Genomic DNA, 7,059 nt, shown 5'->3' with positions numbered 1-7,059 from the left:
CCACTCCTTCTCTGCTTCCAGAAGCTACTGCTTGTTCTGATGATTCTGACTTGTCGAAAGCTGCATAATTTGATTGCTTGACTTCGGGGGTTGTTTTCTTCTTCTTTATACCCCCTGAACGCTTACTTAAAAAGCCAGGTATAAGAGTTAATGTTAAATTGTCAGACACTATACCTGCCTTAACTATAGAGCATTATCAAAAAATAATAATTGAATATATTCAAGGGATTGGCTGGGATGACTTGCAGTATATAGGTTTTATTCAAAAATCTGATGTAGAAGTAGAAATTGATATTATCTTTAATCGGATTATTTCACCAGATAAAACTATTTCTCTTCGGTGCTTAGGAGCTAATTGGCAGCAATATCAAATAATTAGGGACTCCTACATTAATATTTTGCAATCTTTATCCCCCAATAGTTTATGTTTGATGAACGTTCGTTAAACTTAGTTTCTTCTTATGTCAAGACAGAAGAAACATTAGTAAATAATCTTGAAGAAATCTGGCTTGAAGGCATTGTACCGTTGGTCAACGCGATCGCTGAACGATTGCAATACGAGTGGGAACAAAGAGCAAAAATTGAACTTGGTCAAGAAACATATGTTATGACTCCTGATGGAACTGGGGGATGGAAGTGGGAAAAGGCAGATCCTCTAGCTGAAGAATATGACGACGTGGAAAGCGATCTTTGGACTACTGATACTCTCATACCTTCACTTTCACCCGCTACTACCCAAAAAATGCTGATTGGTTTTTCTGAATCCGAACAGGAAGAGCAAACTTTAACTACAGTTGTCAGTTCTCCTCCTACTCATATTGACGTTGAACACTGGCAAGAAACAGTTGAGAGGAGCGCCATTCACCCAGATATTGCTAGTCGGAATTTTTGCAGTTTGCATGAAGATTCCATAGAACAGGCAAATGAAGCCTGGGAATATTTGATGTACAGTGACAAGCTAGAACGCACTAATACTGGGAGACTTTCTAGTGGAATGCTGCGAAAATACGCTCACCTCGAACAAGGCGGCTGGTGGTGTGATGCTGGGGTAGATCCTCGCTCATTTGCAGATTTGCAACCAGGAGATAAACCTGAGAGAAAATTGTGGGGATGTTTTAAACCCAACGAACCCAGAGAAAGCAGTGAGAAACCAGGAAAGAAAATTAAATATGAACATCCCCCTAAAACTGACCTGAGTATTTTCTTATTAGATGTGCCTGATGATATTGCCGAGCGCATCTATGACAAAGCTGGGGTAGATCCTAGCGAGAGCGATCGCGCCAGTGGATTTTGGTATTGTGTATGGAAGCACCATGTCCCCGTCACTATTACTGAGGGAGCGAAAAAGGCTGCCAGTATTTTAAGTCAGGGCGAAGCTGCCATTGGACTTTCTGGGATTTATGGAGGGTATCGTAGTCGAGATGAACAAGGAAATCAAATACCACCAAAGCTACATCCTGAATTGGCAGTGTTTGCCACACCAGGAAGGGAAATGACTTTCTGCTTTGATTATGAAACCCGACCCAAAACAGTCCGAAACATAGAAATTTCTACATTACGCACGGCAGGAATTCTGGAAGCAGCCGGGGCTAAAGTCAACGTCATTCGCTTGCCAGGGCCAGAGAAAGGCGTGGATGATTTTATTGTCAATAATGGTGCTGAGGAATTTGAGGCTCTAGTTGAGCAAGCCGAATCTTTAGAGGAATGGCACAAACAAAATCAGAAAATTTGGGATGTCAAAACTAAACCTATTCAGAAAAAGTTGAATCAAGACCAGCTTCAAAATATCGCTAACAAGTTGGTCAACAATTCTCCCGGTGATCCTGAATCAGATGATTTTCGCTTAACTATTTTTCTTAAAGATGGCACTACCAGAAAACTTTATGAACCCAAAGATGGCACTGTTGAGACTAACGCTGTCCGAGAAAATCTCACTGATGAAGAAATTCTCCATTTGGGTGGGAAACCTCGCACACCATCTCAAACAGAAACTATTAGTGAAATTATCTCCGTAGAATCTCCCCCTGTTTATCCTGAAAGAAACTTTTTCCAATCGAATGAAAAACCTACACAATACTGGGCAAAGCAAAGGGATGTAGCAGTTTTTAAAAGAACTATCCCCAGAAGACATCTGGAGGCTACGGAAAATAACTATATTGCTCTTGCTGCCAAACAATTATTGAATAATTATGGTGTAGGACTTGACGACAGTAGTTTTGTTTACAGGAGTGATGCTTTCACAATCAGAGAATTTTGTGGCACTTATAGTATCCACAGACACGAGGATGAACAAGCCAGTTATTTTGCTAACCCCCTGATGCAGTTTCAAGTAAATCCTCAAGGAAAAGTCAAGATTTTGAAGAAACCCGACCAGATGCTCAGTGTAGAGCGTCAAGAGTTTTTAATGGTCGCCGATTACCTCAATCATGGAAAAGAATTGCCGACCCTAGATATTGATACTAGAGAATTATCAAATAGTCTTGGTTCTTTGGCTCCCCAAGGAACCCAAAAGATTTTGGAAAGTTTTCGCCAAGGTGAAATTCTTAAAGTTATGCACGACACTTTAAGCAAAGCCAAATCTGATGAGGTGGAAATAGGAGACTACCGCATCCAGTCAGATCGGGACACAAAAGCAGGTAAGGTTTTTCTGCGTTTATTTAAACAAGACAAGATTGGGGAAAAAGAAAAAGTCAGATTTGAGTTGAACCGCACCCCTCAAGGGATCACTAATCAAATCAGAATCATGACGCTCAATGATCTTGATTTGGCCAAACTTAAGCAAATTAGTAAAAAACTGAATATAGAAACTCCTTGTAGAAAGACTAACGCACCTGCGAATCATCACACAACATCACCACGCGCACCTACACAGGCTGATTCTGCTTATGTATCCTCTCCTCCCGCGAACACTCGTGATATTCCTCTACCACTGCACTCAGAACTAGCTAAAGTTTGGGAGCAATTAGAAAACTCAGTTGGCTGGACAAGTGCATCCAATCAGGGCAACAACGATCTCCGAGAAAAACTTCAGCAGGATGGCAAGCTGACTATTGGTGAACAGCGCGAACTCTACTTTAAATTTCTTTTGCAATCCAAAGATGAACAACTGCTCAGGGGGAAAACGGAAATCATACTTCCTCCACTTCAATCTATTCTGACTGACCTAAAAAAATCTCGGCGAGAATTTATTCATTCTACCTACACTCCAAACGTTAGCAAAATTCCCTCAACTCAGGAAAAGCCCTTTGAACATGATCTTTGAAATCCCCACCCATTACAGAAGTATTTTGGAATCTACACCTATTGTGGTCTACGGCAAGTCAATTAACGAAGGATGACTACTCAACCAGTAGTAAGTTGAGTTTAAGTAACTAGGGTCTACTTGCATGACCGAAAATAATGGGATACAAGCCCCGTCACTTCGACAGGTGTTACAGTGAGCCTGTCGAACTGCTCAGTGCATCGCCTTCTAGGACGGCTTTTCTTGATTTCTGATATATTCTTTCAAAACATCTAATGGCGCACCTCCGACAGATATGGCAAAATAACTGGGACTCCACAAGGATTCTTTATGGGGCTTTTTGTATCCAGCTTGTCCATATCGACGACTAGAAACACCTTTCAAGATATTAACGATTTGAGAAATGGACAACTTAGGAGGATATTCAATAAGTGCGTGAACATGATTATTCTCGCCATTGAATTCAATTATTTCAAAATCCATTTTTCTGGCTACTTCTCTAAACGTTTTATCAACCAGTTCAAGGCTCTCCTTTGTGAATACAGACCTGCGGTATTTAGTAACGCAGACCAAATGAATATTTAAGTCTGTAACACTATGCCTCTCTTTACGAAACTGGCTTTTCATTTTTTGTAGCCCAATGTATAGTTTTAATCTAATTTGTGTTCTAATCATAATAATGATTTTTTATTAATCATGAGAGATGTCGGATTTTAAAATCCGACATCAAAGGATCACAAATTTATAGCCCACATTCATATCGCTTAGGACAGTCTTGATTACTCAAAACCTCGAAATAACTGAATTTACCCGATGTTCACGCGCTGCTCTCAGCGCAGCTATGACCGCAGGACTGTATAGCACTTTGTTATAACAATGTATATTTTCCCTAGTTCAATGTCGGATTTTAAAATCCGACAGAAAAAATCACCTTATGAAGCAGATAGTTCTTTCACTTATAGCTAACGCCGGTGGTGTAGGTAAAACCACACTGAGCGTACACATTGCCTATGAAATGAGTCGGCTGGGCTTTGATGTCGCAATTATCGACTTAGATCCACAACGTTCTTTGGATGTATTTTGTGGATTGCCACCAGCTGAAGTATCAACCACTTTAGTTAAGGTATTATCAAAAGATTTTCAAGGAGATTGGGATTTAATTCCGATTTGGGAACAATCAAAAACTAAAGTTTGTCAGGGACATCCACTTTTAGCGGAAATAGCCAATGAATTAGTTATCCGAAAACGAGGAGAGTACACACTAAGCGATCGCTTTAAAAAATACCCCTTGCCCCACAATTTAGTAATTTTGGATTGTCCTGCTACTTTAGGAATGTTAAATGTTAATGCTTTAGCTGCCTCAACCCATATATTAGTTCCAGTGCAATTGGAAATGAAAGCCATTTCTGGTTCAGCAGAATTAGTAGAGTGGTGTATTTCTACAGGTGATGAGTTACAGTTAGAACCTCGCCCACCCATTTTGGGATTTGTGCCGAGTATGTATGATGATACGGTGGCAATGCACAGACAATATTTAGAGCAATTGCCAGAAATTGCCGAACATTTACATTTAAAGCTTTATCCTAAAGTTCGCAACTCAAACGAATTCAAAAATGCCAGCGCTCACGGCTTACCTTTACAAAAATACCGTCCCAAACATCCTGCCTGTAGAGATTTTCAGCAAATTACAGATGATTTAGCAGCTTTAATTCAGGAGAAGAAATAATCGTGGCATTGCCTAAAATTGCTAACAAATTTAGCGGCGCAATCCAAAAAACAGAGCAAGAGCAAAAAGTTGTTGAACTGCAAGCCGAGATAGAAAGATTGAGAGCCGCCCAATCTCCAGATTTAGAAAATGAATTGCAAGAACTTCGAGAACAGCTGCAAAACCAATCAGGAGAAGCACAAATTGATTTGGCTCTCATCGATCCTAATCCTGATCAGCCTCGGCAAACAATTACACCAGAACTAATACAAGCGAAAGCCCGGTTACTAAAAAAACATGGACAAATTTCAGCAGTAATTCTAGTCCCACAGGGGAATAATCGTTACACCTTACTAGATGGACAACTCCGGACTGAAGCAGCTAAATTGCTGGGTTGGTCAACTATTCGTGCAGTCATAGCAGCAATGCCTAACGACTTAGATCAATCGGCATTACTAACTTTTCTTGGCTTTGAAGATTTGAATCCTTTAGATAAAGCAGAGGCAGTATTTAAGGAAGTAATCAAGTCTACTGATTTGGAAATGGATGAAGTTTCTACAATGTTAGCCACGGTGATTAAAAGAGTGGAGAGAGATGGCAACAGTAAAGAACTAGCAAAGTTAACTGCTGTAAGCACTGATGAACAAGAGCAAGGCTTAGAAGTATTGGGGATTACGGGTAAAGAACAAAGTTTACTACGAATGCTATTAGAGTTGGGGTTAAATCCGAGTTCAGTGAAAGCTAATCTCATGCCAATGCTGTACCTGGCTCCAGATTTAAAACAAGCAATTAGGCAACAGGGACTCAAAGGCGCTCATGCTTTAGCGTTGGCAACTCTCTCTGCCAAGACACTAGATATATCAGAAAATCAAGCAGCCTCTGAACGGATGGCAACCACAGATGAAGTTTTAAAGAAAAATCTGACGGTAGCAGAAACTCGTGAACTGATTAAAAAAATTAAGACCAAGTATTTGAAGTCACAGAAACAAGAGTCAAAGGAAATAAAAACCATACTTCAAAAAGTTAATGGGATTTCTGAAGATTTACTCAGCAGAGCTAGTAGTAAACAACTTCAAGAAATGCGCTCTCTATTACAGCAAAAATTAGCCGAAGTTGATAAAGTGATTGCCGTGACTGATTGACTCAGGAGATACCAATAATTTAGGGATCATGCAAAAGCTGACATTTCTACCATCTTTAATAACGGCACTAACAGCTCTCACACTTACCAGTTGTAGCACCGTGACTGCTGAACAGTATGAAGCTACAGCGCTTACCAGTTATACCTGGCAAGTGAAATATGCCAATAATTTAACGAATGCACCACAGCCACGGGTTGAAACCTTTGCAAATGTTTCAGTACTAAATCAAAATGGACTGAAACCATCAGCAGCAGTTGTTGGTCCAGATGACCGGGGTTTGTGGTGGCCGACTGTCCCACCGAAACCAAGTATAGATGAGGTGGAAAAACGCAAAAAACCTCAAGAAGAGGCAAGCCAACCTGAATTATTGAAAGATGTCAAATATCAACTGACATATACAGTGGGGGAGGAGCAAAGAACACTACCTACCAACTATGATGTTTACCGACAGGTGGTGAAAGCTTACCCGTCCCAAATACCTTTGCAATTAACTTTGGGTGTGAATGATAATTCAGTTGAAAAGGCTGAACCGATAGCCAAGTAAGGCTTACGCAATTTTTGAATTTGTGGCAGGGCGACAGAATATTTGAGATATTTCTTGTTGAATTGTTCTCAATCAGATGAAATCGTAGGCGAACCATAAGCGATTTATGTGTGATCCCGCATTTCTCACAACTATAGAGTTGGCATTCCCCAGAATCTTTACCCAGAAGATATTTCGGGTATTTTTGACAGGTTATTTTTTGATGCAGTCTGAAAACCCGGAATCTAGATTTTACAAGGTTTGGAGAATTGTATGGGCAAATTCGGGTTATCTGGCGATCGCTCACGCCTCATATTTCTAATACCCCTCTTCTGTCACTTTCCGGAATAAGGAAGTAGTTAAGGAGCTAAATCATCCAGAATCATAAAAGGGTTTAAATTGATTCATGGCTGCAATTAAATTATTGAATCCCAGTAACAACTGTGAA

The 7,059-nt window shown here is 40.2% G+C and carries 6 protein-coding genes; 5 read left to right on the top strand and 1 reads right to left on the bottom strand.

All coding sequences use genetic code 11. The features are described from left to right. Positions 1–158: 158 nt before the first annotated feature. Together VB620_RS20635 and VB620_RS20630 are read left to right on the top strand one after the other, a co-directional pair. A complete protein-coding gene (locus VB620_RS20635; protein ID WP_323198030.1) occupies positions 159–446 on the top strand; it encodes a hypothetical protein in 288 nt (95 codons plus the stop codon). Further along, a complete protein-coding gene (locus VB620_RS20630; RefSeq protein ID WP_323198029.1) occupies positions 425–3,262 on the top strand; it encodes a DUF3854 domain-containing protein in 2,838 nt (945 codons plus the stop codon). Before VB620_RS20635 ends, VB620_RS20630 begins: the two co-directional genes overlap by 22 nt. Before the next feature lie 207 nt (positions 3,263–3,469). Here VB620_RS20630 and tnpA read toward each other — a convergent pair whose 3' ends face one another. Further along, positions 3,470–3,868, bottom strand: coding sequence for an IS200/IS605 family transposase (gene tnpA / locus VB620_RS20625; RefSeq protein WP_323198031.1), 399 nt, complete (start codon positions 3,866–3,868; stop codon positions 3,470–3,472). A 307-nt stretch (positions 3,869–4,175) separates the two neighbouring features. Between tnpA and VB620_RS20620 the strand changes: the two genes are divergently transcribed. Genes VB620_RS20620 through VB620_RS20610 form a run of 3 tightly spaced genes read left to right on the top strand, consistent with a single transcriptional unit; the run spans position 4,176 to position 6,632 of the window. Continuing rightward, a complete protein-coding gene (locus VB620_RS20620) occupies positions 4,176–4,967 on the top strand; it encodes a ParA family protein (protein WP_323198028.1) in 792 nt (263 codons plus the stop codon). 2 nt (positions 4,968–4,969) lie between these two features. Then, positions 4,970–6,088, top strand: coding sequence for a ParB/RepB/Spo0J family partition protein (locus VB620_RS20615; protein WP_323198027.1), 1,119 nt, complete (start codon positions 4,970–4,972; stop codon positions 6,086–6,088). A 28-nt stretch (positions 6,089–6,116) separates the two neighbouring features. Beyond that, a complete protein-coding gene (locus VB620_RS20610; RefSeq protein ID WP_323198026.1) occupies positions 6,117–6,632 on the top strand; it encodes a hypothetical protein in 516 nt (171 codons plus the stop codon). Positions 6,633–7,059 lie beyond the last annotated feature (427 nt).

It is taken from the genome of Nodularia harveyana UHCC-0300 (assembly GCF_034931085.1).
In the GTDB taxonomy this organism is placed as follows: domain Bacteria; phylum Cyanobacteriota; class Cyanobacteriia; order Cyanobacteriales; family Nostocaceae; genus Nodularia; species Nodularia harveyana.
Note: the sequence above shows the minus strand (reverse complement) of the source record. Positions and strands in the feature narration are given on the sequence as shown.